We start from the raw sequence: 26347 nt of genomic DNA, 5'->3' as shown, positions 1-26347 counted from the left end.
CATGACCATGTGGCCTGAATATCAAAACATCTTCACGCAAGTGCAGGTGCAAGCCGAGCCCGAAATGGGCATGGATGACAGCGGCGAGATGTCGGCAGAGCGGACCAAATCCGCGACGTTCAGCACTCTTGTCGGTATCCTTGGGAACGCCCAATTGGGCCCGATCTACCTTGGGTTCTACGGGATTATCTCACTCGCGACTGGTTTGTTGTGGTTCAACATCGTTGGCTTCAACATGCTGTCTCAGGTGGGTTGGTCGATCCCCGAGTTCATCCGTCAGTTGTTCTGGTTGGCGCTTGAGCCGCCCTCGCCGGAATACGGCCTGCGGATGCCGCCGCTGAATGACGGTGGTTGGTACATCATCTCCAGCTTCTTCTTGCTGGTGTCGGTGTCGTGCTGGTGGTTGCGGACCTACTCGCTGGCCGAACAGCACAAGATGGGCAAACACGTCGCTTGGGCATTTGCCGCTGCGATCTGGTTGTTCCTCGTGCTGGGCCTGTTCCGTCCCATCCTGATGGGGTCTTGGTCGGAAGCTGTGCCTTATGGCATCTTCCCGCACCTTGACTGGACCACGGCGTTCTCGATCCGCTACGGCAACCTGTACTACAACCCCTTCCACTGCCTCAGCATCGTGTTCCTCTATGGCTCGGTTCTGTTGTTCGCCATGCACGGCGCGACCATTCTGGCCGTGACCCGCTACGGCGGCGACCGTGAGCTAGAGCAGATCTATGACCGCGGCACTGCCTCGGAACGGGCTGCCTTGTTCTGGCGCTGGACCATGGGTTTCAACGCTACGATGGAAGGTATTCACCGCTGGGCTTGGTGGTTTGCTGTTCTCACCCCGATCACGGGTGGCATCGGTATCCTGCTGACAGGTACGGTCGTGGACAACTGGTTCATCTGGGCACAGGAGCACTACTTCGCCCCTGAATATCTCGAACCCTATGGCTACGAGTCATATGTTGAGGGAGGACAATAAGATGTTTCCCAAGTGGTTTACTGAATGGAACTCTAAAAACCCCACCAACATCTATGGCCCCGCCATTGTTGTTGGGGCCGCAGGGTCCGCCGTGTTCGCGGCAGCCCTTCTGGTGAGCTTCGGCCAACCCTTCGCGACGGACTCGATGCAAACGGGTCCCCGCGGAACGGGGATGCACGTGGCGAAGTACGTGACCGACATCAACACACCTGATCCCACGATCGAGGATTATTACACGGATGAGCCTTATATCCCCGAAGAGGGTGAAGAGCTGGCCGGTGATATCTATGAGAACGTGCAGGTTCTGGGTGATTTGACGGATGCGAACTTCAACCGCCTCATGAACGCGATGACCCAGTGGGTCGCGCCGGATGAGGGGTGTGCATATTGTCACTCCGGTGCGGATGAGGGGATCTACGCGGACGATGACCTGTATACCAAGGTCGTTGCCCGGAACATGATCCAGATGACGCAAAGCATCAACGAAAACTGGGTTGGACACGTCCAAGCGAACCAAGAGGTCGGTGTGAACTGTTACACCTGCCACCGTGGTGAGGCTGTGCCTTCCGAGGTTTGGTTCCGGATCGACCCTGTGAACGAAAATGCCCAAGGCTGGAGCGCGAACCAGAACCGCGCAACGACCCTGTCGCAGTTCACCTCGCTTCCGTCTGATGCGTTGTACCAATATCTCATCGAGTATGAGACGATTGGCGTGCATGACCTCGAAAGCCGTGTGGCTGGCTCCATTGCAGAAGGCGAAGTTGCCTCGATCCAACAGACCGAGCGCACCTATTCCTTCATGAATTATTTCTCCAATTCGTTGGGCGTGAACTGTGTGTTCTGTCACAACAGCCGTGCCTTCTATGACCCCGGTCAGGTGACGCCCCAATGGGCCACTGCCTCGCTTGGGATCTCGATGGCGCAGGAGATTAATGCCGATTGGATCCTGCCGATCAAAGATGTCCTGCCAGATCATCGGCTTGGACCTCTTTATGCGGATGCACCCAAAGCCGCGTGTAAGACCTGCCACAAGGGGTACCAGAAACCCATGGGCGGCCTGAACGTGATCGCGGATTGGCCCGAACTCGCGACAACCGGCACACCGGTTTACGAGTGAACTATCCCTCTGGCGTCCCCGCATCGTGGGGGCGCCGGTTCCCAAAGCCCTATGGCGTCCCTTTGACTATAGGCACGACTGACGCGTCGCGAGGGGCATACCCGAGCGGCGCGTTTTTTTACTTACGACACTGGGAGGAACGACCATGTCCAACCCGCGCCCCAACACCCCCTTGTTGGACAAAGTCCATTCACCCGCCGATTTGCGCCGGATGTCCGATGGCGATCTTGCCCGCCTGTCAGATGAGCTGCGGGCTGAGACGATCTGGACCGTATCTGAGACTGGCGGTCACCTTGGATCATCCCTTGGGGTGGTCGAGCTGACGACCGCGATCCACGCTGTGTTTCAGACCCCCCATGACAAGCTGGTCTGGGATGTGGGTCACCAGTGTTATCCGCACAAAATTCTGACCGGACGGCGCGACCGTATGCTGACGCTTCGTCAAAAAGACGGCCTGTCCGGTTTCACCAAACGCTCCGAGAGCGAATATGACCCGTTCGGTGCTGCGCATTCCTCCACCTCGATTTCCGCAGCCCTTGGCTTTGCCACCGCGCGCGATTTGGGTGAGGCAACGGGCGACGCAATCGCCGTCATTGGGGATGGGTCTATCAGCGCGGGCATGGCCTATGAGGCGTTGAATAACGCCGGCAGTGAGGGGCGACGTTTGTTTGTCGTCCTCAACGATAATGAAATGTCGATTGCACCGCCGGTTGGCGCGATGTCCCGTTACCTGAGTGAATTATCAAAATCCCCGTTTGGCCAAATGGCCGATGAGATCGCCAAACACCTGCCCGGCCCGTTTCGTGAAGGTGCCGAGCGCGCCAAGGCGCTGATGACTGGTGCAACCGGTGATGCGACGCTGTTCGAACAACTTGGCTTTACTTATGTGGGGCCGATTGATGGCCACGATATGGGGCAGCTTTTGAGTGTTCTGCGCGCCGCAAAGGCACAGGCTACTGGGCCGGTTCTGATCCATGCGGTGACCGTGAAGGGCAAAGGGTACAACCCTGCGGAACTGTCGGATTGTTGCTATCACGGGGTTGCGAAGTTTGATGTCGCGACCGGGCAACAACAAAAGTCAGCACCCAATGCCCCTAGCTACACTGGTGTGTTCGGCAAACGTCTTTTGGCGGAGGCGGAAGCCGACCCCAAGATTGTCGCCGTCACTGCCGCCATGCCCGGTGGAACGGGCCTTGATGTGATGCAAAAGGTCTATCCGGATCGGGTGTTTGATGTTGGTATCGCAGAACAACACGCCGTGACGTTTGCGGCCGGGATGGCGGCCAGCGGGTTGAAACCATTCTGCGCGGTCTATTCCAGCTTTCTGCAACGCGGGTACGATCAGATTGCCCACGATGTGGCGCTGCAAAATCTGCCGGTGCGATTCTGCATCGATCGGGCAGGGCTTGTCGGTGCGGATGGCGCAACCCATGCGGGGGCGTTCGATATTTGCTTCCTCGCGACGCTGCCCAACATGACCGTTATGGCCGCCGCCGATGAGGCCGAGTTGGTGCATATGATGGCCACAATGGCTGCGCACGACAGCGGCCCCATTGCTCTGCGGTATCCGCGGGGTGAGGGCGTTGGCTGCGATATGCCCGAACAAGGCGAGGTCCTGCCAATCGGCAAGGGCCGGATCGTGAAACAGGGTGACCGCGTGGCGCTGCTCAGCTTTGGTGCGCACTTGAATGAAACGCTTGCCGCCGCAGAAGAACTGGATGCCCGTGGGCTAAGCACGACTGTGGCCGATGCCCGGTTTGCCAAGCCGCTGGACACAGATTTGATCGCGCAACTGGTCGAAACACATGATGCGCTGATCACAGTAGAGCAGGGGTGTGAGGGTGGTTTTGGCGCGATGGTTCTGCATTGGCTGGCCAAGACCGGGCGTCTGGACGGGGGCGTCGCCATCCGGACGATGACCTTGCCGGATCGCTTTATTGATCAGGCAAGCCCTGCGGATATGTACGCGGATGCGGGACTGACAGCGCGTGATATCGCAAAGGCTGCGCTTGATGCTGTTGGGGTCCGAATTTCGCCACAAACAGCCAAGGCCACGTCATAGTTTAAACAAATACCTGTGGGAGGTTGATGCGTCTGCCAACCACGAGGTTATCATGTTTAAAAAAGCATTTGTTGCGGCCCTTATGACGGCCACCGCCTTCGCCCCCGCATTTGCGGATGAAAACGAAGCCGAAGAAATCGAGACGATTTCCGAGATTACGCTGTCCGATGTGGCTGGCGTTCAGCTTCAGATCGTTTGCAACATCGAGATTTGCAAAGTCCACAGCCTGCAACCGGGATCTGAAGTGTGGGACCGCGAAGAGGTGAAGCCTTCGACCGAGGGTGTCTTTTCTGAGCTGGTGAACAAATACACGGCTATCGGGTATTCCTGATCTGCGCTAAGCGCGGATCAGATCGCCGAAAATACGCTCTTTGTGTTCCGTCATGTAAATGCGGAGCCATGCGGTAAACTGGTCCGGGTTGCGCGCGATATCCGCGGTTAGGGCGTCGGTGTGAACCCAACGCACGGCCTCAACCTCATCCGGGTTGAGGTCCCATGTGACGTCAGGCGCATTTGCCACAAACACCTCGACGACCTCATGCTCAATCATGCCGCCACCAACGGGCGCGCGGTATTCCAACGTCTCGCGTTGATCGAGCGTCAGGCCGGTGATGCCCAGTTCTTCCTTAAGCCGCCGTTGGGCGCAATCCATCCCGCTTTCGTTCCACTCGGGGTGGGTGCAGCAGGTGTTCGCCCATAGACCCGGCGTGTGATATTTGCCCGCCGCGCGTTTTTGGATCAGCAGATGATCCCCGTCCATCACAAACACCGAAATGGCCTTGTGCCGGAGCCCTTTGACATGGGCCTCCAGTTTTTCAACGGGGGTCAACGTGCCGTCGACCCAAGCGGGGATCATAATTGTCATGCGCGGGTCGCCGGAATAACACCCATTAGGTGCATAAGGTTTTTGATGCCGATTTTGATATGCGCCATGGGACGGGCTTTCACCAATTCCTTGTTCATATAGGCCTCAAACGTGAGCTTTTGAACGTCGATGTCGTGACAGAGCGACACGAACCGTTCGCGACGCTCGTCGCTCCTATAATAGGCGTTTTGCATTGCGCCAAGGATTTTGAACACCGCCTTGTGGTCCTTCATGAACAGTTTGCGCGCGATCCGAAGGTCTTTGACCTGACCAGACGCAAGGCAGGCAGCCGCCGCTGTGGCGGCGACACGGCCACCGACCATGGCATAGAAAATTCCTTCGCCAGAGGAGGGCGCCACGACACCCGCAGCATCACCCGCAAGCACGACATCCTTGCCATTGTCCCAACGCTCCATTGGTTTTAGCGGGATGGGCGCGCCCTCTTTGCGGATGGTTTCACAGTCCGTCAGGCCCGAGGCGGCACGCAGATCAGCGGTCGCTTGTTTAAGATCAACGTCGGGGTTTTCCGTACCCATGCCGACACTGGCGGAATCGCCGTGCGGGAACACCCAGCCATAGAAATCGGGGCTGATCTTGCCGTCATAAATCACATCACAGCGGGCAGGGTCGTAGCTGCCGATCTTACCGGGGGCTTTGATGATTTCGTGATAGGCGATCACGTAGGGGATCTTGTCGCCGCCGGGGACCTCTTGTTTGGCCACGTTGGACCGTGCGCCATCTGCGCCGATCACCAGTTTGGTCGAAAGGCGGACTTCGTCGCGCGTTTGTTTGTCGCGATAGATAACGTGGGTACCGTTACTATCGCGGTCAATCCGCAGGAAAGTCCCAGTGTGCCGTTCAGCACCCGCATCGGCGGCGCGCACGCGCAGGAATTCATCGAAGTGTTCCCGATCGACCATGCCGACGTAGCCATCCTCAATTGGGATATCGACTTGGCGCAAGGTGGGGGAAATCATCCGGGCGGTGTTGATCCGCGCGACAATCTGGCTGTCGGGAATGTTGAAATCACGCACGGCGCGGGGCGGGATTGCGCCGCCACAGGGTTTGATCCGGCCTGCACGGTCGATTATCGCAACCTTGCGGCCTTCGCGCGCTAGGTCTTCGGCGGCTGTGGCGCCCGACGGGCCCCCTCCAATGACAACAACGTCATACATGGTCATTCCCCTGGTTGAAGCGCGGGTGTTTCGCGCCGTTTGTCTAGTATTTGCAGCGCCATGAGCGCGGCCATCAAAAAGAGCACCGCCTCTAGCGTGAAGACGGTGCCATATGCGGCAGCGTCCGTCATAAAGGCCCGCGCGATGTCGAGGGTGCCAGTGGCAACCAGCCCAGCAAGGCCTGCTGCGATGGCTTGGGCCGCGCCGAACACGCCCATTCGCGTGCCGGTTTCGCGTTCGTGGTTTGAGGCGAGTGTCATCATGGAACCCACGGCCCCCACAACGAAAAGGCCGTTACCAAGGCCCAGCATCACCGTCGATGGGATCAAGGCAAAGCCTCCACCCAAGCCCAAAAGCCCAAGCGCCGAGATGACACAACCCGTCACGGCCCAGAACCGCAAAGTCCCGTATCCAAGGGTTGAAAGCAGGCCAGCCGCGATCATGCCCATAAGGGCTGCGCCGTCTTTGCCGCCGGATAGCTTGGTTGAATCCTCGGGGCCAAGGCCGTGGACGTGGCCGGCGAAGGGTTCGAATATCAACTCCGACAGATAGAACGCGAGGATTGAGAGAAAGACAAAGCCGGTAAAGCGGCGCGCCGATGGGTCGGCCCAGACGCTGCGAAGTGCGGCTTTGAAATTGGTGTCTTGCTTGAGGGGGGCAGGGCCAAGCGCTGCCTCCACCCGGAATGTTGCGATGATGCTGAGCGCGAAGGCGACGATTGAGACGACGGTCACCACGGTGATCAGGCGGTCTGGGCTATAGGGTTCCAGCGCGATGCCGGTCCCGATGGACGCCATTATCGCGCCCGCGATGAGGAACAGCCAAGCCAGTGTTGCGGCCGCACCTTTGCGCGCGGCTGGTGCCGCGACAGCCAGTAGGGCAAGGAACGAAGTGCCCGCCGCGCCGACGCCGATCCCGATGGTGCAATAGGCCACAAACCAGATACCAAGAGCGAGCGGAGTTGAGGTTTCACCCGCTTTGATACCGATTGCAGCGAGCACCACGCCTAGGCCGACAACGGCAATGCCGCCGATGATGAAAGGTGTCCGGCCGCCCTTTGCGTCAGACCTGTGGCCCCAGACGGGACGGGTCATTTGCACGCCGTAGTGCAGAGCCACCAGAAGTCCGGGCAATAGGGCGGGTAGGGCCAGCTCTACAGTCATCAACCGATTGAAAAGATTGACGGGCAGGGCGGCTAGGCCCCCAATCGCCATGTTCACAAGGCACAGTCGTGCAAGGGTGAGCCAGCCAATGTTCATGCCAGCCCCCTAACGGCAACGGCGGCCACCATCATTCCCAACACGTATAGTGTGACGCCTGTGCCATTGTACCAAGGCGCGCGGCCCTTTGGATCCTTGAGCAGGGTTTGCATGGCCATGAATTGTACGATCAATGAGAGGAAGATCGCAAAGGCAAACCATTCGCGGCCCCAGTGCATGAGCAGGCCGATGACGATGCATTGCGGGATCGCCATGATCCAGCATGCCACTCGTGCGGCACATTCTGGGCCCAGCGTGACGGGCAGGGAGTTGACGCCCATCTGGCGGTCGCCCTCGAGGGCTTTGAAGTCATTGAGCGTCATGATGCCATGTGCGCCGATCCCATAAAGGAGCGCGAGCAGGATGACCTCGGTCGATGGCAAGCTTGCGGCGACAACGGCTGCACCTGTGAACCACGGCAGGCTTTCGTAGGATAGCCCGACCAATCCGGGCCCCCACCAGCCAGAGCGTTTGAGGCGGATAGGTTCGACCGAATAGGCCCACGCCGCGAGCACACCCACGACGGTTGCAATAAAGCCCCATGTGCCAAGAAAGGCGCCCACAAATAGCGATAGTGCAGACATTGCCAGAGCAATCCATAGGCCCCAGCGCCCGGGAATACGCCCCGAGGGAATGGGGCGATCAGGCTCGTTGATGGCGTCAACATGGCGGTCGCACCAATCATTTGCGGCCTGTGACATCCCGCAAACCACTGGCCCCGCGAGGAAAATCCCTAGGATCACAAGAACTGGATGTGAAAGCGGGGAAACCCCCGATGAGACGACGCCGCACAAATAGGCCCACATCGGCGGAAACCACGTGATCGGTTTGATCAGTCGAAGCATCGCCGCTGGTTCTGGATAGACACGGTCTGAGTGTAAATCTAAACTGACAGTCATATTGTCAGCATAACTTAACAAACTAGAGTCGGGCAAGTGAAACCAATCACCTGCTGTGCAAAAGTGTCTAGTTTGGTTGACGGGTTTAGGAGTCGGCGTCTTTGTGCAGCAGCCCGTATTTACGGAGCTTCACATAAAGGGACTGGCGTGACAGGCCCAGCATTTCGGCAGCAGCGACGCGGTTGTTGTCGGTCAGCTCAACAGCCGTCTCGATGCACATCTTCTCTACAACATCTGTTGTTGCGGCGACGATGTCCTTGAGCGGTGCAGAGCCGACCAAATCCATAACGTTGTGCATCGCCTCATCGGACACGCCGGGCACAGGTGGCATTCCGCCAGATTCCCGCACGACCTCAAGCCGCGATGTGTCGCGCAGCACAAAGGCAAAGCCGGGGGACGTGGTGCCCGCAAGGTGCGTAGCGGAAACCTCGACCGAGACTTGTGTGCCAAACGTGCTTTCGAGCCGAGTGGAATAGACACGCATTTTGCCGGTGCGCGCCGCATTGTCGGTCAGCACCTTTAGGTCAACCGAGCCGCGCGCCATGAAGTCGCCAAAGCTTTTGCCGCGCACGTCCGATAGCGCGCCTGCATCGCACAGCGATAGGAACGCATCGTTTGCGTAGCGGATTTGGCCGTGACTGTCGGTAAACACCATCGCATCAGCGCCGTCGCGGTACAGGCCCGACAGCGTCAGCGCGAGGTCTTCGGCAATGAACTCCGCGCTTTCGGCGGTTTCGATCCGGCACAACAACACGCGGTCGCCAGCGGCGCGGAAAAGGGTGGGGTGGATCACAACGGATTTGCCACCGCGTTTTGTTTCGGCGGAAACGGGGCCTGCGCCAGAAACGCTGGCGCCATTGCTAAGAGCTTCGATGAACTCGCCACGACGACGGCCCTCAAACTCTTGGGTGAATGCGCCGCCCGACAGGCTGTCTTGGTTGCCGCCAAGAACCTGAGCCGCTGCAGAGTTAAGGTCAATGATCCGACCTGTGTTCACATCTACTAGCGCAAAAGGATCGCGTACCGCTTCCATGATCACGCGGTAGCGCGTTTCAAAATCACGGTGGGTTTCGTAGTCTTTTTCAAGGGCGAGTTGCGCCTTTACGAGGCGATGCTGCAGCTCTGCTACGGGGCGCAGATCGCGCCCAAGCATCAAAATAACGCCCTCTTGGCCGGTGCGGTGTAGTGTATAGCGAATCGGGAATTCCCAGTTCGCATTGTCGAAATGGTTCACCTCAATGGCGTCGACTGGGTCTGCCGCACCGCCTTTGTGCGCCTCAAGTTGGGCCTCAAGCTTTGAAAGCGAGTCCTCTGCAAGGAATTCACGGATGTCGCGATTGGCCCAGTGATCCAGCCGCCCAAGGGTCGGGTTCAGCGGGTTCACGACCACCGAACGCACCTTGCCGGTGATGTCTAGAATGATTGCCAGGTCGGCTGCCGTCGCAACAATATTATTGAAGTGCTCGGGCGCAATCCGGGGGCCGGAACGCTCATTCCAAAAATCGGTTTCGCGGGTGTTCATCCCTGTACGTCCATCCATGCTTGGCGCAACGTTAAGTGAAGTTCACTACACATTTTGCGCCTCCAAGTTGTACGAAGTTTCAAGTCCGCACAAGTCTATGACTGTTTCGGGATCAGATGAAACGTGGTCTGCGCCCGTAATTTGCTTAATATCCAGCGGTAGATTGGTTACCCCACCACCAATAACAATTGGTGTTATCTTTGGCACGGCTTTTCTGACGGCATCTACTAGCTCCCTTGCGGCACTAAGGCTGCGCCGCCCCGAGGACGTAATCCCAACCGCGGGAAAGCGATATTTTTTAACCATTTGCGCGACTTGAGCGGGGTGCATGCCAACGGCGAGTTGGACATCAACGCCTAGTGCGCGAAATTTGTGTGCGGCAACAAAAACGCCAAGCGTGTGATGTTCGTTGCGCGGTACAACCAAAAGGATGCTGTCTCCGCTCAAGACTTGGTCGTGGGCCACTTTGGCGTTCAGCGCGCGAATGGTTTCCTGCAAGCGGGCGGCGCCAATCGTGACGTCGGCAAAGCTGAGGTCGTTCGCGAACCACCGGTCACCTAACAGTTGGGCGGTGGTGGGGATAATGTGTTCGATGATGTCTGTGTTCGAAAGGCCGTGCGATTGCAGCGCGGAAATCGCTTCGTGCCGCTCAGCCTCATCGGGTGCAACAAACGCGTCACAAATCGCCTCTAGCTGAGGGCTTTTGTAATCGGGCGCAATCGCGCCGCCCTTGGCCTTGAGGACTGACAACGCCTGCACGGCCAAGCTGTTTACGCCGCCGCGGTGGTTCAGTCCGGAAGATGTCAGGGCCGTAGTTTTCGGTCCGTTGACCATAATTTCACCTCTCCGCAGTCACCCCCTGCGCCACAAACTTGGCGATACCGGGGCCGGGAGACCTTCAATCCCGTAATTACGCTTTTTTAACCCAAATGTCAATGAAAGCTGACACTCTGAGCAGTCCTTTGAATAGGGCTTCGTGGGCGTGAGTGGCGTAAATAGCCGTTAGCACCCCCATTTTTCCCGCTAAGAAACCATAGCGTGATATTTCAAGTGTCAACAAGAGCAGTGTAAGTTTTAGTTGACACTTAGGTCCTGCATAGCGAAGATTGGAGATTACACGAAGAAGGGAGAGTCGCTCGTGATGGACCCACGGACGCCGAACCGCAAAGAGCCTTTTAGGCTCTATACGCCGGAAGAGAGAACGCGCCGCGACAATACCATTTGGACCTTGATCCAAGGGGTTTTGGCGCCTTTGCAGTTCCTCGTGTTCGCAGTTTCCGTTGTTTTGGTGGCGCGCTACCTGTGGACAGGTGAGGGCTACATGGCCGCCACGATCTCCATCGTGGTAAAAACTCTCTTTCTTTATGCGATCATGATCACTGGCGCGATTTGGGAAAAAATCGTTTTCGGCCAGTATCTTTTTGCAAAGGCATTCTTCTGGGAAGACGTGTTTTCCTTTGTCGTGATCGCTTTGCACACTGCCTACATTTGGGCGCTCCTGACGGGCAGTCTGTCGCCAGTGGATCAAATGTGGCTCGCCCTGGCGGCATATGTTGCCTACGTCATCAACGCCGGACAGTTTCTATTGAAGCTGCGCATGGCCCGTCTCGAAGGGGAGGCGGTCGTTTGAATAAACCGTCCAACATTCAATCCGCTAGCTGCGCTGATGCTCCGGTCCTTAAGGAGCGTGGTCAGCGCGAAGTCTTTTGTGGGCTGACAGGTATCATCTGGCTGCACCGCAAAATGCAGGATGCGTTCTTTTTGGTCGTCGGATCCCGTACTTGCGCCCATTTGCTGCAATCAGCCGCTGGTGTGATGATCTTTGCAGAACCGCGGTTTGGCACTGCTATCCTTGAGGAAAAAGACCTCGCTGGGATGGCGGACGCGCATCAAGAGCTTGACCGTGAGGTTGCACGCCTCCTGTCAAGGCGGCCTGACATTAAGCAGCTGTTCCTTGTGGGTTCCTGCCCGTCGGAGGTCATCAAGCTCGACCTTCAGCGTGCAGCTGAGCGACTGACCGAAGAGCATGCCCCCCACGTACGGGTTTTGAATTATTCCGGCTCCGGGATTGAGACGACCTTTACGCAAGGCGAAGATGCTTGTCTTGCGTCGATGGTCCCCGGATTGCCCAAAACAGACGCGCGTGAGTTGCTGTTGGTCGGCGCGTTGCCGGACGTTGTTGAAGATCAGGCGATCGGTCTGTTGTCCGATATGGGCATTGGTCCCATTCGGGTTTTGCCTGCCGCCCGTGCCGATGGCGCGCCGGGTGTTGGTGACAACACGGTCTATGCACTGTTGCAGCCGTTCTTAGGTGACACTGACGCAGAGTTGTCCAAGCGTGGGGCCAAGGCCATCCGCGCCCCGTTCCCGTTTGGCGAAGAGGGTACGACCGCTTGGCTCAAGGCCATTGCGGATGAATTCGGTGTGGATGAAGCCACGTTCGACCGCGTGACTGCGGCGCCACGCGCCCGTGCCCGCAAGGCGATCAGCCAAGCGGCCGAAGCATTGCGCGGCAAGTCGGTGTTCTTTTTCCCTGACAGTCAGTTGGAAATTCCTCTGGCCCGCTTTCTGACCCGTGAATGCGGGATGGAGGCGATTGAGGTTGGCGCACCGTATATTCACATGGGCCTTGTCCGCCCTGATCTAGAGCTGATGCCTGCCGGCCCCACGATTTCAGAGGGGCAGGACGTTGATCTGCAACTTGATCGTGCCCGTGCCGCGCGCCCGGACCTGACGGTTTGCGGCCTTGGCCTCGCCAATCCGCTAGAGGCCGAGGGCCTAACGACCAAGTGGGCCATCGAGTTGGTTTTCACCCCTGTGCATTTTTACGAACAAGCCGGTGATCTCGCAGGTCTGTTTTCGCGCCCCGTTCGGCGCAAGGAGATCTTGGCCGTATGAAACTGACTGTTTGGACATATGAGGGCCCGCCCCACGTCGGCGCAATGCGCGTTGCAACGGGCATGAAGGGTTTGCACTACGTACTGCACGCGCCGCAGGGTGACACCTACGCCGACCTCTTGTTTACGATGATTGAGCGGCGCAACCATCGCCCGCCGGTCACCTACACCACGTTTCAGGCGCGCGATCTGGGTGCGGATACGGCCTATCTGTTCAAGGATGCCTGCCGCCAAGCCTATGAACGGTTCAAGCCCGAGGCTTTGATTGTCGGCGCGTCTTGCACCGCTGAGTTGATCCAAGATGACCCCGGCGGCCTGGCCGAAACCATGGGCTTGCCCGTGCCGGTCATCGCGCTGGACCTGCCGAGTTATTCCCGCAAGGAAAACTTCGGCACGGATGAGACATTCTACCAACTGGTTCGGGCCTTGGCCAAACCAATGGAGCGTACCGCGCGCCCCACAGCAAATATCATCGGGCCCACCGGTTTGGGCTTTCGCCACCGTGACGATGTCGAAGAACTGACCGGGTTGTTGTCCGAGATGGGTGTCGACGTGAATGTCGTGGCGCCAATGGGTGCCACACCCACGGATTTAACCCGCTTGGGTGCCGCCCATTTCAACGTGCTGCTTTATCCTGAACATGCCGAGACGGCTGCACGGTATATGGAAAAAGAGCTTGGGCAGCCGTTCACGAAAACGGTTCCGATTGGCGTGAATGCCACCCGTGAATTTCTGGCCGAGGTTGGAGAAATCACCGGTTTAGACCCTAAAGTTGACGAAAGCCGTCTACGCCAGCCGTGGTGGAGCAAATCTGTCGATTCAACCTATCTGACCGGCAAACGCGTGTTTGTGTTTGGTGATGCCACCCATGTGAAGGCGTCCGTTCGGATTGCCCGTGAGGAAATGGGTTTCGAGGTTGTGGGGCTAGGCTGCTATAACCGTGAGTTCGCGCGTGACATCCGCGCGCTGGGCAAGGAAATCGGTGTGCCTGCTTTGATCTCGGATGATTATCTTGAGGTTGAAAAGGCGATTGAGGATGCGTCGCCTGAGATGATCCTTGGCACCCAGATGGAGCGCCACATTGGTAAACGGTTGGGTATTCCCTGTGCCGTAATCTCTGCGCCTGTTCACGTACAAGATTTCCCTGCGCGATATTCCCCGCAGGTGGGGTTTGAGGGTGCAAATGTTATCTTTGATACATGGATCCACCCGCTTGTGATGGGTCTGGAGGAGCATCTTTTGGCGATGTTCCGCGAGGATTTCGAGTTTCATGATGAAGCGGGGCCGTCGCACCACGGTGGCCATGCGCCGCGTCCCGAGGAGAGGGCACATACTGGGGGCCAGCCCCCAGCCCCCCGGGATATTGAGGAACCAAAGAGCGACAACCTTGGTTCTGATGTGATGGTTTGGTTGGCGGATGCTGAGAAAGAGTTGAAGAAGATCCCTTTCTTTGTGCGCGGGAAAGCCAAGCGGAACACTGAGAAATATGCCGCTGAAAAGGGGATGACCCAGATCAGCAAAGACACCCTTTATGAAGCGAAGGCGCATTATGCGCGATGACCGGCATATCCCCGGCTACCGCGTTGTGGTGGTTACGTTGGACAGTCACGCGCTGGGCTCTGCGCAGCGTGTATTGGACCGCGTAAGTGACGAGATGCCCGGCCTGACGGTCGAAATTCATGCGGCCGCTGAGTGGGCGGAAAATCCTGAAGCGCTTGAAGAAGCCAAGATCGCGGTGGCGCATGCAGACATCATCGTTGCGAACCTCATCTTTTTTGAGGATCAGGTGAATGCGATCCTGCCCGCGCTGGAGGCGCGTCGCCCTGATTGTGATGCCATGATTGGGGTCATTGCGGACCCACAGATTGTTGCGTTGACGAAGATGGGGGAGTTGGACATGTCCAAGCCCGCATCCGGTGCTATGAAGTTCATGAAGAAACTTCGGGGGTCGAAAAAGCCGTCCGGCGCAAGCGGCGAAAAGCAGATGAAGATGCTGCGCCGCTTGCCGAAGATCCTCAAGTTTATTCCCGGTAAAAGCCAGGATTTGCGCGCCTGGTTACTGACTATGCAATACTGGTTGGGCGGCAGTGATGAGAACATCGAGCAGATGGTCCGCTTTTTGGTCGGGCGTTATGCGTCGGATGCCACGCTGCGCGGTGGGCGGTCCAATCCGCCGATTGAGTACCCTAATGTTGGGGCCTACCATCCTGATCTGCCGGAACGTATCACGACCGACGTAGAGGCGCTGCCCAAGCCGGACAACTACATTGTAACTGTCGGGCTGTTGCTTATGCGGTCCTATGTTCTGAGCGGTGATACCGCGCATTACGACTATGTGATCCGTACGTTTGAGGCGAAGGGTATTCGCGTTATTCCGACCTTTGCAGGGGGGCTTGATGGTCGCCCTGCGATTGAGGAATTCTTTCTCAGTGAGCATGGGGCCACCATTGATGCGATGGTTTCGCTATCGGGTTTTTCGCTTGTTGGGGGGCCTGCATACAACGACAGCTCGGCCGCAGTTGAGACCCTATCAAAGCTGGATGTGCCCTATCTGGCCGCGCATCCGCTAGAGTTTCAGACGCTGGGTCAGTGGGCTTCTGCGCCGCAGGGGCTAGGGCCAGTTGAGACAACCATGCTGATCGCATTGCCCGAACTTGATGGCGCGACCAACCCAACCGTATTTGCGGGGCGTCATGGCGCCGAGGGGTGCAATGGCTGCAACATGGGGTGCGATGGTGGCGACGTCACCAAGGCGATGGCGCCGTGCAAAGAGCGGGTCATATCGCTTGCGGAAAAGGCGCTGCGGTTGGCCCGTTTGCGGCGTAAGGAAAACGCCGAGAAGAAGGTCGGTGTGGTGCTATTTGGCTTTCCGCCGAATGCTGGTGCCGTTGGAACCGCTGCGTACCTCAGCGTTTTTGAGAGCCTCTACAATACTCTGCACGCCATGAAGGCGCAGGGCTATAGCGTAGATGTTCCCGAAAGCGTTGATATTTTGCGCGCCTCGATCCTTGAGGGTAATTCCAAGCAATACGGTCAGCAGGCCAATGTTGCGGCGCACGTGGATGCCGATACGATCGTGCGAACGACCCCGCCGCTTGCCGCAATCGAAAGCGTTTGGGGCCCGGCGCCGGGCAAAGTGCAATCCGACGGGCGGGGCGTCTTTGTTCTGGGTGAGCATTTTGGCAATGTCTTTGTCGGGGTGCAGCCCACGTTTGGGTACGAAGGCGACCCGATGCGTCTTTTGTTTGAGGCCGGCTTTGCCCCCACCCACGCGTTCACGACGTTTTATTTGTGGCTGCGCAATCAGTACCAAGCTGATGTGATCCTGCATTTTGGGATGCATGGTGCGCTTGAGTTCATGCCGGGCAAGCAATCAGGCCTAGGGGCCTGTGATTGGCCAGATCGCCTGATTGGTGAGCTGCCGAATGTCTATCTCTATGCGTCCAACAACCCGTCCGAGGCGACCTTGGCCAAGCGTCGGTCTGGGGCTGTGACGGTCACGCATTTGACGCCTCCGTTAGCGTCTGGCGGACTGTACAAAGGTCTGGCGGAGCTGAAAGACAGCCTGACCCGTTGGCGTGGTCTTGCCCCTGATGCGGGCGAGCGGGCCGAGTTAGAGGACCTGATCCGTGTACAGGCTGAGGCCGTTGATCTGACCGATTGCGACCCGCAAACGCTGTGGTTGAAGCTGTTGGAAACCGAAGATGCGCTGATCCCTGATGGGCTGCATATTGTGGGCCGTCCGATCACGGATGCGGAGCGGGCCGAACATATCCGCGTCATGCCTGACTTGGATAGCGAGACGCGCGCAAAGATCGACCATCTGCTTCAGCAAGAAACCGAGATTGACGGCCTGATGCGCGCGTTGAGCGGCCAGTATATCAAGCCTGTTCCGGGCGGTGATCTGATCCGGTCGCTGGATGTGTTGCCGACGGGGCGCAATATTCACGCGTTCGACCCGTTCCGGATGCCCACCGCTTTTGCGTGTCAGGATGGGTGGAAACAGGCGGATGCCCTGCTGGCCACCCACGCCGAGCTGCCACGGTCTATTGCGTTGGTGCTTTGGGGCTCTGACAATATTAAATCTGATGGCGGCCCGATTGGTCAGGCGCTTGCGTTGATGGGCGCTAAGCCTCGGTTCGACAGCTTTGGCAGGCTAAGCGGCGCTGACCTGATCCCGCTGGAACAGCTGGGGCGTCCACGCATTGACGTTGTGATGACCCTATCTGGTATTTTCCGCGACCTGTTGCCGTTGCAAACCCGGATGTTGGCAGATGCTGCCTATCAGGCCGCTGTTGCCGATGAGCCGGTTGCGATGAACTTCGTTCGGGCCCATGCGTTGGACTATGCAACCAAGATGGGCTGCAACATGGAACAGGCCGCTTTGCGGGTCTTTTCCAACGCCGAAGGCGCATATGGCGCGAACGTTAACGCATTGGTCGACTCGGGTGCGTGGGACGATGAGGGTGAACTGGCCGACGCTTATGAGAACCGCAAAAGCTTTGCGTATGGTCGCAATGGCAAGGCGTCCAAGGCGACGGATCTGCTGCATAATGTGCTGAGCGACGTTGATATCGCCTATCAAAACCTTGAGTCCGTTGAACTGGGCGTAACGACGGTTGATCACTATTTCGATACGCTTGGCGGGATTTCTCGCGCGGTCAAACGCGCCAAGGGCACGGAGCCGCCGGTGTATATCGGCGACCAAACCCGTGGCGGCAACAAGGTCCGCACTCTGCAAGATCAAGTCGCGCTGGAAACACGTTCGCGCAGCCTGAACCCCAAGTGGTTCGAGGGTCTTTTGAAGCATGGCCACGAAGGCGTGCGCCAGATTGAGGCGCAATTCACCAACACGCTCGGCTGGTCTGCGACGACCAACGCAGTGGACCCGTGGGTCTATCAGCGACTGAGCGAAACATTCGTGCTGGATGAGGACATGCGCCGCCGTCTGGCCGACCTGAACCCACAGGCAAGTGCTCGGATGGCCAACCGCCTGTTGGAAGCAAACGACCGTAATTTCTGGCAGCCGGATGAGGCAACGCTCGCGGCCCTTCAGGACGCGGCGGACGAGCTTGAAGACCGGCTAGAGGGTCTCACGACCATGGCTGCCGAATGAGACAACTGAATCATAAGGGCGCGCAAAACAATGCGCTTCCAATAGGAGGAAAACACTGATGGCATTGGACAAAGCGCCCCCCATCCTGCGTGGCCAAGACGGCGAAGGCTCCGTACAGGTACACCAGGACGACCAGCTCAAGATCGAAGGCGCCAAGGTGTTTTCTGTCTATGGCAAAGGCGGCATCGGCAAATCGACGACGTCGTCGAACCTGTCTGCGGCGTTTACCAAAATGGGTAAACGGGTTTTGCAGATTGGCTGCGACCCCAAGCATGACAGTACCTTCACCCTGACGGGAAAGCTGCAACCAACGGTGATCGATATCCTCAAGGATGTGGATTTCCACTCTGAGGAACTGCGCCCCGAGGATTTTGTGACCGTGGGTTACGGTGGCGTGCAATGCGTTGAGGCCGGTGGCCCCCCCGCAGGTACAGGTTGTGGCGGCTATGTTGTCGGTCAAACGGTCAAGCTGCTGAAACAACACCATATGTTGGAAAACACCGACGTCGTGATCTTTGACGTTCTGGGCGATGTGGTCTGCGGTGGCTTTGCCGCGCCGCTGCAACACGCCGACCGGGCGCTGATCGTGACCGCGAATGACTTTGACAGCATCTATGCGATGAACCGCATCATCGCCGCCGTCCAAGCAAAATCTGCGAACTACAAGGTCCGGCTTGCGGGCTGTGTGGCCAACCGCTCCAAGGATACGGATGAGGTGGACCGCTATTGCGATACCGTCGGCTTTAAGCGCATCGCGCACATGCCTGACGTGGATGCGATCCGTCGCTCGCGGCTCAAGAAAAAGACGCTGTTTGAGATGGGCGATGATGAAGACATCATCCAGTGCCAAAAAGAATACATCCGCATGGCCGAAACGCTGTGGGCTGGCACTGATCCACTGGCGCCCGCGCCGCTTGAAGACCGCCATATCTTTGAATTGCTGGGGTTCGACTAAGTGGCTGATTACGCATCCACCCGGGCGCGCGTCGAAACGTATTTCGACAAAACCGCCACCAAGACATGGGAGCGTCTGACCTCGGACGCGCCCGTTTCGGGCGTACGCAAAACCGTACGCGCGGGCCGGGACCGGATGCGTGAAATTATGCTATCGCGCCTGCCCCAAGACCTGACGGGCGCGCGCGTGTTGGATGCAGGCTGTGGCGCTGGCCAAGTGACCGAGATCCTTGCGGATCGCGGCGCGGATGTGGTGGCGATTGATATCTCACCCTCGTTGATCGAGATCGCCAAGAAACGCGTGCCACACCACCTGCACCCCAACGTGCAGTTCAAATCCGGCGATATGTTCGCCCCCGAGCTTGGGGCGTTCGACTACATCGTCGCGATGGATTCTATGATCTACTATGAGGCGGGCGACATCGGACAAAAGCTAGCGGCCTTGGACGCGCGTGTGTCCAAGTCGTTGGTGTTCACGGTGGCCCCGCGCACGCCGTTCCTGATGACATTCTGGACCATGGGCAAGGTTTTCCCCCGCTCAGACCGGTCGCCCATCATGATCCCGCACGCCCCGGCCAAGCTGCAACAGGCGGCATCCTACGCAGGTGCCACCGGCGCCCTAAGCGAGATCGAGCGCGTGACCTCCGGATTCTACATCTCCACCTGCATGGAGTACGCGACGTGACCAAAGAAGCGCATCCTTTGACCAAGTTCACACTTGAGATGCTGCCCTTCTCGGATGCGGGGTCTGAAGACCTGCCTATGGCAAAACTGCTGCGTTTGTCCCTGTTCCAGATTTCGGTCGGGATGGCGGCGGTGATGCTTCTGGGCACGCTGAACCGGGTGATGATCGTTGAGCTGAATGTGCCTGCGTTGCTGGTTGCGATGATGGTGGCGCTGCCGGTTCTGGTCGCGCCCTTCCGCGCGCTTTTGGGGCACCGTTCCGATAACTACCGTTCCGCGATTGGGTGGAAGCGGTTGCCGTACCTTTGGTTTGGCACGCTTTGGCAGTTTGGCGGGCTGGCGATCATGCCGTCTGCTTTATTGGTTCTGTCGGGCAACAATGCCTATGACATCCCGTTCGCGGGTGAAATTGCCGTTGGGCTGGCGTTTGTGATGACCGGCTTGGGCATGCACATGACCCAAACAGCGGGTCTTGCGCTGGCGGCGGATCGTGCAACTGATGAAACTCGGCCCCGTGTTGTGGCGTTTTTGTACGTGGCGTTCCTGCTGGGGATGCTCGTATCGGCTGTTATCCTTGGTGCACTCTTGCGCGACTTTACCCCCGTCAAGCTGATCCAAGTGATCCAAGGCACAGCCGTTGTGACCTTGCTTCTGAACGTCGTGGCCTTGTGGAAACAAGAAAGCGTGCGCCCCATGACCAAGGCCGAGCGTGAAGCGCCAATGCCACGGTTCAGTGACGCTTGGAGCGATTTGGCCGCTGGCGGGAACGCAGGCCGTTTGCTGGCTGTCGTGTTCCTTGGGACTATGGCGTTCAACATGCAGGACGTCCTGCTAGAGCCCTACGGCGGTGAAATTCTTGGCCTGTCGGTGTCGATGACGACGCTTCTGACGGCGTCTTGGGCGGTGGGTGCGCTGGTGGCGTTTGGCATGGCGGCCAAATGGCTCGGCGCGGATATGAACCCCTACCGGCTTGCGGGGCGCGGCTGCCTTGTGGGCCTTGCCGCATTTTCAGCCGTGATTTTTTCGAACCCAATGATGTCGATGCCCCTGTTTTTTACAGGTGCTGCGTTGATCGGCTTTGGCGGCGGACTGTTTGCAGTTGCGACATTGCACGCAGCCATGACGATGCCGGCGCAGGGTTTGGCGGGGCGTGGCCTCGCACTCGGAGTTTGGGGGGCTGCGCAAGCGACTGCGCAAGGTCTCTCGACAGCTATCGGTGGCGCCACGCGCGACACCGTCAACCAATTCGCAACCTCTGGTGCCTTGGGAGAGGCGCTGGCGAGCCCGGCAACCGGCTATTCCGTGGTGTACCACATGGAAATAGCCCTGCTGTTCGTCACGCTCATCGCCCTAGGCCCGCTGGTGCGGACCATCACTACAGACACAACCCAATCCCTGGAAAGCGGCAAGATCGGACTCGCCGACTTCCCGACATAACGCCCAACAAGGAGGTCATCCCATGGTGGAACCATTCTTCGGCAACTTCGATCTCGCCAGTCTCTCGATCTGGCTATTCTGGGGCTTTTTCGCGCTCCTGATTTACTATCTGCAAACGGAAAACATGCGTGAAGGCTACCCGCTCGAAAACGACGACGGGACCGAGTCCGCAAACCAAGGGCCGTTCCCGGTCCCTAACCCCAAGACGTTCAAGTTGCCCCACGGCCGCGGTGACGTCACACTGCCTGGCCCAGATGTGCAGTCTCAGCGCAATGTGGCGCTCAAGCAGTCGGCCGTGCCGAACGGGTTCCCGTTTGAGCCTACCGGCGATCCGATGGTTGACGGCGTTGGCCCCGCATCTTGGGCTGCGCGCCGCGATCTGCCCGAACTGGATGGCCACGGCCACACCAAGATCGTGCCTATGGGTGCCTCTGAGACGTTCCGCGTTTCGGCTGGTCGTGACCCCCGTGGTCTGCCGGTTCAGGCAGCCGACGGCTCTATCGTCGGAATGATCAACGACATGTGGATCGACGCCCCCGAACAGCTGGTCCGCTACTTGTCTGTTGAACTGGACGAAGACGGTTCCTCGCGCCTGATGCCCATCCAGCTGACCCGCATTCACGCTGACCGCGTGGAAGTGAAGTCGCTCTATGGCAAGCATTTCACAGGCATTCCTCTGACCAAGTCGCCCAATCAGGTGACCTTGCTCGAGGAGGACAAGATCTGTGGCTACATCGGCGGTGGCAAACTTTACGCGGACCCGGCGCGTCAAGAGCCTCAGATCTAAGACGACGACTTAACGACAAGGACCAGACCCATGTCCCACGACGATTTTGACCAAGAACCCATCCGCGGCCTGCCCGAGATGCTCCCCGAGGGGGAAACCATCCTGTGGCAGGGCGCACCCTACTGGTGGGCGCTGACCAAGGAAAGCCTGTCCTTCAAATGGGTGGCAGGCTACTTCCTCATCCTGTTTGGGTGGCGGGCAATCGTTGCGGGATCAACCATGTCTGTGATCGAGGCGATGACTGCCGCCTCGTTCTACCTTGTGCTGGGGGCGGTGGCCTGCATCATGTTGATCCTGACGGGATGGGCGCAGGCGAAATCGACCGTCTATACCATCACGAACCGTCGGGTGATCATGCGCGTTGGCGCGGCTCTCACCATGACGTTGAACTTTCCGTTCACACAAATCGCTGCTGCCAACCTGACCACTCGCAAGGATGGCAGCGGCACCATCGCCCTGCAAACGCTGGGCGAGACCCGCTTTGGTTACCTGACGCTTTGGCCGCATTTGCGTCCTTGGCGGATCACCCGCACAGAACCCGCGCTGCGCTGTATCCCACAGGCCGCAAAGGTTGCGCGCCTTATGGCCGAAGTCGCTGAACCCGAAATTTCGCAACCCCGTGTCGCGCGGATAGACCCCGCTCATGCGACGCCCAACGTAGCCTCTTTGGCTGCGGCAGAATAAGGAGCCGTCAGAATGACCCCCGAACAGAAACTCGTAGAGCGCGACAAGGAGATGATCCCTGTTTTGCTGCTGCGTGCGCTGCTGGTCCTTGTGATCTGTGCGCTTATCATCGTGGCCTATGCCCGCCTGACCGATCGACCGCTTGAAGCCATGCCCATGATGGAAGGTTCCGATGTGGGCGTTGTCAAGGAACGCGTGCTGTTTATCAGCGCGGATGGCATGTCCGGCGCGGCTCGTGTGCTGGACGCAAACGGATCGCTGATTGCGGACCTCGATGAAACCCAAGGCGGCTTTGTGGCGGGCGTTTACCGCGTGCTCAAGCGGACCCGGACCCAAGCGGGGCTTAGCCCTGATCTGCCCGTTCGCCTTGTTCTGTTCGAAAATGGCCAACTGTCCCTGCGGGACGATCATACGGCATGGCGTGCCGAGTTGATTGGATTTGGCGCAAGCAATGCGGCCACGTTCGCTGCGATGTTGGAGGAGTAGACCCATGGGATTTTTTACACGCACCACCGAGACGGCGCCTTGCACGGTTGAAATCAGCCACAAGTTCGAGAGCCTCCACGCGCACGTAAAGTTCAATAACGGCGCGGTCATCTTTCCCGGCGATGAGGTCCAAGTCCAAGGCCCCGAGATCATGGCACCCTATGGCGAAATCGTCTCTGAGGACCGGATCGCAACCATCACCCGCGCGTCGGGTCTTGAGCGTCTTTGGACGCGGATGACCGGCGATCTGGAGTTCATGGAACTCTGCGAATTTTCCTTCTCTGAGGAGGCAATGTCATGAATGTCCACAACACACACTCCGCTGACGCAAGCACTGTCGAAGAGGCCCTTGCCGCCGACAACCATAACGTGGTCGATAGCGAAGGTGCGACCGCGCTGGCGATGCAAAATACGCTGCTGACCCCGCGGTTCTACACCACCGATTTCGAAGAGCTAGACGCCATCAACGTAGAGCCTGTCCGCGAGGACTGGGATCACCTGATCGCGCAGATGAAGGCAGACCCGAACAAAGGGCATTTCAAGAAAAATGCCGATTGGGACACCGTCGATTGGGACGGGATGGAGCCGACGCTCAAGCGTGAGTTCATCGACTTTCTGATCTCAAGCTGTACGGCCGAATTCTCTGGCTGCGTTTTGTACAAAGAGATGAAACGCCGGGGGTCCAACAAGGATGTGACCGAGCTGTTTCAGTTAATGGCACGGGATGAAGCCCGCCACGCAGGCTTTATCAATGACGCCCTTCGCGAAGCGGGTATCGCCGTGAACCTTGGGTTTCTGACCCAGAAAAAGAAGTACACCTACTTCCGGCCCAAGTTTATCTATTACGCAACGTATCTGTCGGAAAAGATCGGCTACGCCCGCTACATCACGATCTTCCGCCATCTCGAAAAGCATCCCGAAAAGCGGTTCCACCCGATTTTCAAATGGTTTGAGGAATGGTGCAACGATGAGTTTTCGCATGGCGAGGCGTTTGCCCTGCTAATGAAAACCGATCCCGAGCTGACGGAAACGTGGCAAAACAAACTGTGGATCAAGTTCTTTTTGACCGCTGTGTTTGGCACGATGTATGTGCGCGACCACCAACGCCCTGCTTTCCATGACGCGCTGGGCGTGGACGTGGATTGGTACGGCCAAGAGGTGTTCCGCAAGACCTCTGACCTAAGCGCGCAGATCTTTCCGATGATGCTGGATATTGATCACCCCAAGTGGCTGCCAACGCTTAAGCGGCTGCAAAAGGCGAACGCGGATCTGGCAGTGGCCGAAAAGAAAACCGGCCTCGCCCGGATGTTGGGCAAAGCGTCCGGCACCACCCGTGCGGCCGCTGCGTTCGTGACGCTGTTCATGATCCCGGTCGTGAAAAGCACTCCCCCTGAAAACGTGCGGATGGAGCCCAGCTACTGATGCTCGAAAACGTCTGGATCGCAGCCCTTGTGGCCATTTTTGCCTGGTGGTTCGCCACCGGTGTGATCCTGCTCGTTGTGCGTCGCGCTGATAATTCTGACGGCCATCTTTGGGCGACCCTCGGCAATGTGCCCCTCTTGATCCTTGGGGGCACCGGCGCTTGGATCACGTTCACGGACACTTCGCTATTTGGTGTCTATGGCGCGTTTTTCTCGGCTCTGGCCATCTGGGGCTGGATTGAGCTCGCGTTTTTGACAGGCGTGATTGCGGGGCCAAACCGCTACCCGCTACGCGCCGGCGTCCCCGAGTGGGAGCGGTTCATTCGCGCTTGGGGGACAGTCGCCTACCACGAAGTGGCACTTGTGATGGCGCTTATGGCGTTGTCGCTCTTTGCCTATGGCATGCCCAACAAATTCGCCTTTTGGACTTTTGCGATCCTGTATGTCGCTCGGATCAGCGCCAAACTGAACCTTTATCTGGGCGTGCGTAAGGTGAATACGGAGTTCATCCCCAAACCATTGGTCCATGTGCCCAGCCATTTCCGGGAGTCCCGGATCAACTGGCTGTTTCCGACCTCTGTCACAGGCCTCAGCTTTGCGGTTGCCTGCTTCATGGAACGCATCGCTGATGCGCCCACCCCCGCGGCCGCGATCGGCTTTACCCTATTGGCTGTTATGACTGCGCTGGCGCTTTTGGAGCACTGGTTCATGGTCGTGCGGCTGCCCGACGAAAAACTCTGGCGGTGGATGCTGCCCAAAGAACAAGACACGACATCTGGAGGACCCGAAAATGCCCTTTGACAACCTGTTTCAAGCCCAACTCGATAAGCTCAAAGAAGAGGGCAATTACCGCATTTTCGCCGAGCTAGAGCGTAAATGCGGGTCCTTTCCGACGGTTCAAAACCACGGCGAAGGTGCGGATGATGTGACGGTCTGGTGTTCCAACGACTATCTGGGCATGGGCCAACACCCCAACGTGGTCGACGCGATGGTCGAGGCCGTCAAGGCGCACGGCACGGGTGCGGGCGGCACGCGCAACATCGGCGGGACGGCCCGCCACCACGTCGCCCTAGAGGCCGAGCTGGCCGATTTGCATGGCAAGGAAGCGGCGCTGCTTTTCACCTCGGGTTACGTGTCCAACTGGGCTGCGCTCAGCACGCTGGGGTCTCGCCTGCCGAATGCGGTGATCCTGTCGGATGCGCTGAATCACGCCTCCATGATTGAAGGTATCCGCCACGCAAAATGTGACCGCGTGATCTGGAAACACAACGACCCCGAAGATCTGGACCGCAAGCTGGCCGCGCTGCCTGCGAATGCCACCAAGATCGTCGCGTTTGAGAGTGTCTATTCAATGGACGGCGATATCGCTCCCATCGAAGAGATCCTTGATGTGTGCGAAAAGCACGGCGCGATGTCCTATATCGATGAGGTCCACGCCGTTGGCATGTACGGTCCGCGCGGTGGTGGCGTCGCCGAGGAACGCGGCCTGATGGACCGGATCACCCTGATCGAAGGCACTTTGGGCAAGGCCTTTGGATGCGTGGGTGGCTATGTCACTGGCTCTGCCGCGATGGTGGATTTTCTGCGCAGCTTTGCGTCGGGCTTTATCTTTACGACAGCGCTGCCCCCCGCAGTTGCCGCGGCTGCGGCTGCGTCCATTGCCCACCTCAAGCAAAGCGCGGCTGAGCGTGATGCTCAAAAGCGTCAGGTTGCCAAGTTGCGCGCCAAACTTGATGCCGCCGGTATCCCGCACATCGATAACCCCAGCCACATCATACCCGTGATGATCAAGGACCCGGTTAAGTGCCGCCAGCTGAGCGATATTTTGATGGACCAATATGGAATTTACGTCCAACCCATCAATTATCCGACCGTTCCCAAGGGAACAGAGCGACTGCGCTTTACCCCCGGGCCGCTTCATACGGATGCCGATATTGATAAGCTGGTTTCCGCTCTTAAGCAGTTGTGGCAGCAATGCGCGATCGCCCACGCCGTCGCGTGAT

Annotated in this window: 24 protein-coding genes; 18 read left to right on the top strand and 6 right to left on the bottom strand. The window is 58.3% G+C overall.

Annotated elements, in window-relative coordinates; genetic code table 11:
• Position 1: 1 nt before the first annotated feature.
• From pufM to THS5294_RS09020, 4 genes are all read left to right on the top strand, one after another.
• A complete protein-coding gene (gene pufM / locus THS5294_RS09035) occupies positions 2-979 on the top strand; it encodes a photosynthetic reaction center subunit M (protein WP_233486445.1) in 978 nt (325 codons plus the stop codon).
• 1 nt (position 980) lies between these two features.
• Positions 981-2096 carry a photosynthetic reaction center cytochrome PufC gene (gene pufC, locus THS5294_RS09030; RefSeq protein WP_038007392.1) on the top strand — a complete coding sequence of 372 codons (1116 nt, stop codon included), beginning with the start codon at positions 981-983 and terminating at the stop codon, positions 2094-2096.
• 145 nt (positions 2097-2241) lie between these two features.
• Complete coding sequence (gene dxs / locus THS5294_RS09025; RefSeq protein WP_038007394.1) at positions 2242-4158, top strand: 1-deoxy-D-xylulose-5-phosphate synthase; 1917 nt, start codon at positions 2242-2244, stop codon at positions 4156-4158.
• Positions 4159-4210: 52 nt separating this feature from the next.
• Positions 4211-4489, top strand: coding sequence for a hypothetical protein (locus THS5294_RS09020; protein WP_072936781.1), 279 nt, complete (start codon positions 4211-4213; stop codon positions 4487-4489).
• 6 nt (positions 4490-4495) lie between these two features.
• Here THS5294_RS09020 and idi read toward each other — a convergent pair whose 3' ends face one another.
• The 6 genes from idi to THS5294_RS08990 all read right to left on the bottom strand — a co-directional run bounded on the left by idi (position 4496) and on the right by THS5294_RS08990 (position 10712).
• Complete coding sequence (idi, locus tag THS5294_RS09015) at positions 4496-5023, bottom strand: isopentenyl-diphosphate Delta-isomerase (protein WP_058123501.1); 528 nt, start codon at positions 5021-5023, stop codon at positions 4496-4498.
• Positions 5020-6198: a geranylgeranyl diphosphate reductase gene (locus tag THS5294_RS09010; RefSeq protein WP_370736576.1), complete on the bottom strand. Its 1179-nt coding sequence runs from the start codon at positions 6196-6198 to the stop codon at positions 5020-5022. The genes idi and THS5294_RS09010 overlap by 4 nt, the downstream gene beginning before the upstream one ends.
• 2 nt (positions 6199-6200) lie before the next feature.
• The gene (locus tag THS5294_RS09005; RefSeq protein WP_038007404.1) at positions 6201-7457 is read right to left on the bottom strand and encodes an MFS transporter; all 1257 of its coding nucleotides are present in this window, start codon (positions 7455-7457) and stop codon (positions 6201-6203) included.
• Entirely contained in the window at positions 7454-8356 is a 903-nt protein-coding gene (gene chlG, locus THS5294_RS09000; protein WP_058123499.1) for a chlorophyll synthase ChlG, read from the bottom strand. The genes THS5294_RS09005 and chlG overlap by 4 nt, the downstream gene beginning before the upstream one ends.
• A gap of 85 nt (positions 8357-8441) precedes the next feature.
• Positions 8442-9896 (bottom strand): transcriptional regulator PpsR, encoded by a 1455-nt coding sequence (gene ppsR / locus THS5294_RS08995; RefSeq protein ID WP_233486444.1) that lies wholly within the window; start codon positions 9894-9896, stop codon positions 8442-8444.
• Between the two features lie 27 nt (positions 9897-9923).
• On the bottom strand, positions 9924-10712 hold the full coding sequence (locus tag THS5294_RS08990) for a cobalamin B12-binding domain-containing protein (protein ID WP_038007410.1): 789 nt from the start codon (positions 10710-10712) through the stop codon (positions 9924-9926).
• A 307-nt stretch (positions 10713-11019) separates the two neighbouring features.
• Between THS5294_RS08990 and bchF the strand changes: the two genes are divergently transcribed.
• The 14 genes from bchF to hemA are packed head-to-tail and all read left to right on the top strand — an operon-like array spanning position 11020 to position 26346.
• Positions 11020-11508, top strand: a complete 489-nt coding sequence (bchF, locus tag THS5294_RS08985) for a 2-vinyl bacteriochlorophyllide hydratase (RefSeq protein WP_038007657.1) — start codon at positions 11020-11022, stop codon at positions 11506-11508.
• On the top strand, positions 11505-12776 hold the full coding sequence (locus tag THS5294_RS08980) for a ferredoxin:protochlorophyllide reductase (ATP-dependent) subunit N (RefSeq protein WP_058123498.1): 1272 nt from the start codon (positions 11505-11507) through the stop codon (positions 12774-12776). Before bchF ends, THS5294_RS08980 begins: the two co-directional genes overlap by 4 nt.
• The gene (gene bchB, locus THS5294_RS08975) at positions 12773-14335 is read left to right on the top strand and encodes a ferredoxin:protochlorophyllide reductase (ATP-dependent) subunit B (protein ID WP_058123497.1); all 1563 of its coding nucleotides are present in this window, start codon (positions 12773-12775) and stop codon (positions 14333-14335) included. The genes THS5294_RS08980 and bchB overlap by 4 nt, the downstream gene beginning before the upstream one ends.
• A complete protein-coding gene (locus tag THS5294_RS08970; RefSeq protein ID WP_058123496.1) occupies positions 14325-17891 on the top strand; it encodes a magnesium chelatase subunit H in 3567 nt (1188 codons plus the stop codon). Before bchB ends, THS5294_RS08970 begins: the two co-directional genes overlap by 11 nt.
• A gap of 55 nt (positions 17892-17946) precedes the next feature.
• Complete coding sequence (gene bchL / locus THS5294_RS08965; RefSeq protein WP_116904390.1) at positions 17947-18846, top strand: ferredoxin:protochlorophyllide reductase (ATP-dependent) iron-sulfur ATP-binding protein; 900 nt, start codon at positions 17947-17949, stop codon at positions 18844-18846.
• Positions 18847-19530, top strand: a complete 684-nt coding sequence (gene bchM / locus THS5294_RS08960; RefSeq protein WP_058123495.1) for a magnesium protoporphyrin IX methyltransferase — start codon at positions 18847-18849, stop codon at positions 19528-19530.
• Between the two features lie 38 nt (positions 19531-19568).
• The gene (locus tag THS5294_RS08955; protein WP_058123585.1) at positions 19569-20966 is read left to right on the top strand and encodes a PucC family protein; all 1398 of its coding nucleotides are present in this window, start codon (positions 19569-19571) and stop codon (positions 20964-20966) included.
• 22 nt (positions 20967-20988) lie between these two features.
• Entirely contained in the window at positions 20989-21753 is a 765-nt protein-coding gene (gene puhA, locus THS5294_RS08950; RefSeq protein ID WP_038007424.1) for a photosynthetic reaction center subunit H, read from the top strand.
• Positions 21754-21783: 30 nt separating this feature from the next.
• Positions 21784-22437, top strand: a complete 654-nt coding sequence (puhB, locus tag THS5294_RS08945) for a photosynthetic complex putative assembly protein PuhB (protein WP_058123494.1) — start codon at positions 21784-21786, stop codon at positions 22435-22437.
• A 12-nt stretch (positions 22438-22449) separates the two neighbouring features.
• Positions 22450-22923 (top strand): photosynthetic complex assembly protein PuhC, encoded by a 474-nt coding sequence (gene puhC, locus THS5294_RS08940; protein WP_058123493.1) that lies wholly within the window; start codon positions 22450-22452, stop codon positions 22921-22923.
• A gap of 4 nt (positions 22924-22927) precedes the next feature.
• Complete coding sequence (locus THS5294_RS08935) at positions 22928-23224, top strand: O2-dependent cyclase accessory protein (protein WP_038007429.1); 297 nt, start codon at positions 22928-22930, stop codon at positions 23222-23224.
• On the top strand, positions 23221-24345 hold the full coding sequence (acsF, locus tag THS5294_RS08930; protein WP_058123492.1) for a magnesium-protoporphyrin IX monomethyl ester (oxidative) cyclase: 1125 nt from the start codon (positions 23221-23223) through the stop codon (positions 24343-24345). Before THS5294_RS08935 ends, acsF begins: the two co-directional genes overlap by 4 nt.
• The gene (puhE, locus tag THS5294_RS08925) at positions 24345-25145 is read left to right on the top strand and encodes a putative photosynthetic complex assembly protein PuhE (protein ID WP_038007435.1); all 801 of its coding nucleotides are present in this window, start codon (positions 24345-24347) and stop codon (positions 25143-25145) included. Before acsF ends, puhE begins: the two co-directional genes overlap by 1 nt.
• Complete coding sequence (hemA, locus tag THS5294_RS08920; protein WP_058123491.1) at positions 25135-26346, top strand: 5-aminolevulinate synthase; 1212 nt, start codon at positions 25135-25137, stop codon at positions 26344-26346. The genes puhE and hemA overlap by 11 nt, the downstream gene beginning before the upstream one ends.
• The last annotated feature ends 1 nt before the right edge of the window (position 26347 follow it).

The organism is Thalassobacter stenotrophicus (assembly GCF_001458315.1).
In the GTDB taxonomy this organism is placed as follows: domain Bacteria; phylum Pseudomonadota; class Alphaproteobacteria; order Rhodobacterales; family Rhodobacteraceae; genus Thalassobacter; species Thalassobacter stenotrophicus.
The sequence above is the reverse complement of the archived record's forward strand: the minus strand, read 5'-3'. Positions and strand labels throughout refer to the sequence as shown.

Bases quoted from the DNA above. Each gene is read 5' to 3' on its own strand.
- bchF (WP_038007657.1), top strand. From the start codon at position 11,020: ATGGACCCACGGACGCCGAACCGCAAAGAGCCTTTTAGGCTCTATACG.
- THS5294_RS08955 (WP_058123585.1), top strand. From the start codon at position 19,569: ATGCTGCCCTTCTCGGATGCGGGGTCTGAAGACCTGCCTATGGCAAAA.
- THS5294_RS08935 (WP_038007429.1), top strand. From the start codon at position 22,928: ATGGGATTTTTTACACGCACCACCGAGACGGCGCCTTGCACGGTTGAA.
- ppsR (WP_233486444.1), bottom strand. From the start codon at position 9,896: ATGGATGGACGTACAGGGATGAACACCCGCGAAACCGATTTTTGGAAT.
- puhE (WP_038007435.1), top strand. From the start codon at position 24,345: ATGCTCGAAAACGTCTGGATCGCAGCCCTTGTGGCCATTTTTGCCTGG.
- puhC (WP_058123493.1), top strand. From the start codon at position 22,450: ATGACCCCCGAACAGAAACTCGTAGAGCGCGACAAGGAGATGATCCCT.
- pufM (WP_233486445.1), top strand. From the start codon at position 2: ATGACCATGTGGCCTGAATATCAAAACATCTTCACGCAAGTGCAGGTG.
- puhA (WP_038007424.1), top strand. From the start codon at position 20,989: ATGGTGGAACCATTCTTCGGCAACTTCGATCTCGCCAGTCTCTCGATC.
- THS5294_RS08990 (WP_038007410.1), bottom strand. From the start codon at position 10,712: ATGGTCAACGGACCGAAAACTACGGCCCTGACATCTTCCGGACTGAAC.
- THS5294_RS09010 (WP_370736576.1), bottom strand. From the start codon at position 6,198: ATGTATGACGTTGTTGTCATTGGAGGGGGCCCGTCGGGCGCCACAGCC.
- acsF (WP_058123492.1), top strand. From the start codon at position 23,221: ATGAATGTCCACAACACACACTCCGCTGACGCAAGCACTGTCGAAGAG.
- THS5294_RS09020 (WP_072936781.1), top strand. From the start codon at position 4,211: ATGTTTAAAAAAGCATTTGTTGCGGCCCTTATGACGGCCACCGCCTTC.
- puhB (WP_058123494.1), top strand. From the start codon at position 21,784: ATGTCCCACGACGATTTTGACCAAGAACCCATCCGCGGCCTGCCCGAG.
- idi (WP_058123501.1), bottom strand. From the start codon at position 5,023: ATGACAATTATGATCCCCGCTTGGGTCGACGGCACGTTGACCCCCGTT.
- dxs (WP_038007394.1), top strand. From the start codon at position 2,242: ATGTCCAACCCGCGCCCCAACACCCCCTTGTTGGACAAAGTCCATTCA.
- hemA (WP_058123491.1), top strand. From the start codon at position 25,135: ATGCCCTTTGACAACCTGTTTCAAGCCCAACTCGATAAGCTCAAAGAA.
- bchB (WP_058123497.1), top strand. From the start codon at position 12,773: ATGAAACTGACTGTTTGGACATATGAGGGCCCGCCCCACGTCGGCGCA.
- THS5294_RS09005 (WP_038007404.1), bottom strand. From the start codon at position 7,457: ATGAACATTGGCTGGCTCACCCTTGCACGACTGTGCCTTGTGAACATG.
- THS5294_RS08970 (WP_058123496.1), top strand. From the start codon at position 14,325: ATGCGCGATGACCGGCATATCCCCGGCTACCGCGTTGTGGTGGTTACG.
- pufC (WP_038007392.1), top strand. From the start codon at position 981: ATGTTTCCCAAGTGGTTTACTGAATGGAACTCTAAAAACCCCACCAAC.
- chlG (WP_058123499.1), bottom strand. From the start codon at position 8,356: ATGACTGTCAGTTTAGATTTACACTCAGACCGTGTCTATCCAGAACCA.